General features: G+C 63.9%; 1 protein-coding gene. It reads right to left on the reverse strand.

Translation table 11 applies throughout. From position 1 onward, the window contains the following. Positions 1–9 precede the first annotated feature (9 nt). A protein-coding gene (locus DC522_RS33810) for an IS5 family transposase (RefSeq protein ID WP_116532733.1) occupies positions 10–809 on the reverse strand; the annotation gives its coding sequence in 2 pieces (ribosomal slippage) (positions 10–482 and positions 482–809; 801 coding nt in all). Between the last annotated feature and the right edge of the window lie 44 nt (positions 810–853).

Genomic DNA, 853 nt, shown 5'->3' on the forward strand with positions numbered 1-853 from the left:
TAAGAGCGCCTAACAAAACCGTTTGCATTGGTTGAAGCAAATGAGAGCACATCCAAGCGTGGTGAAGGCCAGATGGATGTCCTCACGTCGTTCGTAGCGAATGGTGAGGCGGCGGAAGCGGTTGAGCCAAGCCAGTGTGCGCTCCACCACCCATCGATATCGCCCGAGCCGCTCGCTGCAATCGATGCCGCGGCGGGCAATCCGGGGCGTGATGGAGCGCCGCCGGCATTCGCTTCGGCAGCGGCGATGGTCGTAAGCCTTGTCGGCATGCAGCTTGTCCGGCCTACGCCTCGGGCGACCGCGTCCACGGCGCACTGGCGGCACCGCATCAACGGTTAGCGCGAGCATGAGGCTATCGTGGCGATTAGCCCCGCTCAGGCTCAGGCCAAGCGGTGTGCCCGTCCGGTCGACCACAACATGGCGTTTCGTGCCCGGTTTGCCGCGATCCATCGGGTTTGGACCGGTCGCCGTGCCCCCTTTTTGGCCGCAATGGCAGAGGAGTCGAGCGAAGCCCGGCTCCAATCGAGTTTGTCGGCATCCGCCAAGCGCTCCAGCAGGGTGCGATGCAAGCGCGCCCACACACCAGCCGCATGCCAATCGCGCAGCCGGCGCCAGCACGTCATGCCTGAGCAGCCGATCTCAGAAGGCAGCATCTCCCACGGGATGCCAGAGCGTAGGACAAAGAGGATGCCGGCCAGGGCGGCTCGGTCATCCACCCGCGGCCGGCCACCTCTGGGCTTGGCGGGCTCCGGCGGCAGGAGCGGCTCAATCACTGCCCAGAGAGCATTGGAAACAAGAGGTTTGGCCATGCCAAACCAACGCACTCACTCCAGTTTTGTTAGGCACTCTAAGT

It is taken from the genome of Microvirga sp. KLBC 81 (assembly GCF_003075415.1).
Classification (GTDB): Bacteria; Pseudomonadota; Alphaproteobacteria; order Rhizobiales; family Beijerinckiaceae; genus Microvirga.